The 1,986-nt window shown below is 29.9% G+C and carries 1 protein-coding gene; it reads left to right on the top strand.

Going from position 1 to position 1,986, the window contains the following annotated elements:
- The first annotated feature begins 734 nt into the window (after nucleotides 1-734).
- Nucleotides 735-1,046 (top strand): hypothetical protein, encoded by a 312-nt coding sequence (locus ASJ81_RS11810; protein WP_095644618.1) that lies wholly within the window; start codon nucleotides 735-737, stop codon nucleotides 1,044-1,046.
- Nucleotides 1,047-1,986 lie beyond the last annotated feature (940 nt).

Raw genomic sequence — 1,986 nt, 5'->3', positions numbered from 1 at the left:
AGGTAAATCGATGGGGAGAATACATGAGGAAGAGATTTTTTAGCGAAGTACTGAACTTCAAATTTTCATTGGGAATTGATCTATAGTTATATCCTTTAAATAATCATTTGGCAACAAAAACCCTTGATGTTATATTTGAATCATTCCTTAGCTTCAAAGCATGTTTTAAGGTCGAAAGTTTCAAAGCTACGTTGAACCCGGTAGTTTTTCAAATCGTCTATAAAATTTACTCCATATTTTTTACACAGGTTTTATTGCAAAACCTATGCATTTTCCCAGTTTTAGCCTCAATTTTAGCTCAAAATCAGAGTGAAAACGGCAAAAATATATAGGTTTTGTTTAAATCTATCTATCATACAGAATAATTACCAGAATCTTCACCAGGGTTTTTTGGATCCAGGGGTTTCAAATTGCTTTCTTCTATTTTCTATTATATTTATCAAGGGATACGATGAATCAGTACCAAAACCTAGTGATGAATTTAAAGTTCAAAATCACTAGGTTTTGTAATTAGTCATAATCCTTGTGACATAACTTAAAAATTGAAGTCTTTAGATGTCGAATATTGATTTTGATGATAACTGGACTCTTCTTGCTAACTCAGGTCTTCAATTAAAAAATACGAAAATCACTGGATTTTGGAACAGAGTCGATACGATGCTTGATTTATTATAGTTGTTTATCATATATTGTGTTATGGAGAAGTATAGAGCAACAATTTTGTTTAAGGTATCATGGACATGAACGAAGAAACACCAAACGAAATTGATTTAAGAATGTCTAAATTAAAAGAAATTTCATCTAAATCAAATAAAAAGTTTTTAATACTGCCTGGTTCAAATGCTATTGAATACAGCAGTAATATAAAGGGGTTCATAATACGCAGGTTAGGACGAATTGTATCAATTTCAAATGATGATATGAATTCTCTTATCAAAATGACAGACGATGACATGGGATCTTATATTACGAAAAGATTCCAAGGAGATGAAAAAAAACAGGAAATTTTAAAAGAGTTCGTAAAAATAGTATTGATGGAAAGGTGACACCATGAATTATAGATATTATTAGCCCGAGAGTATATGAATCAACTGTATATTGATTATCACCAATTGATTTTTTCTTTTCTTTGTATCTTTTTCCAATCATATAAACCCTCTGATCATCTATAACGTTTCTTTTTAACAACTGATTAAAATCATCTATATAATGACATTAGAACGAGAATCGAAATCTTTTTTCTTTTGTTGTAAATTCAACTCTCAATTTCTGAATATTTCCCCGATTTTCTACTCTATTCTCAAACCTAGTGATTTTTGCATTTTTTTGATTAAAAATCTGAATTCGCAAGAAGAATCCAGTTTTCATCAAAATCAATATTCGACATCTAAAGACTTCAACCTCTAAGTTGTATCTCAAGGATTATAACCAATTACAAAATCCAGTGATTTTTGATTTTATGTTCATCACCGAATTTTGGTACTGAATCTCTCATATTAATATTTTAGTAAATACGTGTATACATATAATATAAGTTCTATATGTACGATTGTTAAAAGATATACTGGTTTAGTGTTTTCTATTTTTCGAGTGATTAAGCTACTGAAAAATGACATAAGGAGTATTTATGGAGTTTATAGATTCTTCGATAACATTTAAACAAAAAAATTTAGTAATAAAGTCTCTTAATTATATGGAGAGGCATAAAAAAATTGACCAGTATTGCAAAGAATATTGCAAAAAGAACTGGACTGACTTATCCTTTGATGAGGCAAATAACTTAATCAGGATACTTGACAAGATGGCTTGGCGGTAACTATTCTAATTGGTGCAAAAAATCTGGCTTTATTACAAAATTAGTGTAGACCTTTATAATTAGGAAAGTTAACCATTTTCATCACCGGGAAAGTGTATCAAACTGCGAAAATATCATTTTTTGCACCACAACGGAAAAAGGACTAATAGGAAGCCCAACAAACAGTGATA

The sequence above is a fragment of the Methanosarcina spelaei genome (genome assembly GCF_002287235.1).
GTDB classification, from domain to species: Archaea; Halobacteriota; Methanosarcinia; order Methanosarcinales; family Methanosarcinaceae; genus Methanosarcina; species Methanosarcina spelaei.
This window is presented reverse-complemented; position numbering and strand designations above follow the sequence as displayed.

Excerpts from the sequence above, each read along its gene's own strand:
- ASJ81_RS11810 (WP_095644618.1), top strand. The coding sequence starts at position 735 with ATGGACATGAACGAAGAAACACCAAACGAAATTGATTTAAGAATGTCT.